At 50.0% G+C, this 252-nt stretch carries 1 pseudogene; it reads left to right on the plus strand.

Annotated features, from left to right (window positions below):
• Positions 1 to 127 (plus strand): annotated as a pseudogene (locus JWH17_RS23505) (IS256 family transposase); the annotation flags it as partial.
• Positions 128 to 252: the final 125 nt, after the last annotated feature.

Consider the following 252-nt stretch of genomic DNA (forward strand, 5'->3'; position numbering starts at 1 on the left):
GCAGGTATGGGAAAAAGAGCACGAGAGCTGGAGTAGACGCGACCTAAAGCTCAAGAGATATGTGTATATCTGGGCTGACGGTGTATATTTCAACATTCGCAGTGAAACAGATCGACAGTGCATCCTTTGAGTATTCCAGAGCAATCCGGCCACTGATTCCAGGGGATTCCGGCCGGTGATTCCATTTCATTCCGGCCACCCATTCCAATTGATTCCGGCCAGGGATTCCATTCGATTCCGGCCATCGTTTTC

Source organism: Desulfogranum marinum (genome assembly GCF_016918565.1).
GTDB classification, from domain to species: Bacteria; Desulfobacterota; Desulfobulbia; order Desulfobulbales; family Desulfobulbaceae; genus Desulfogranum; species Desulfogranum marinum.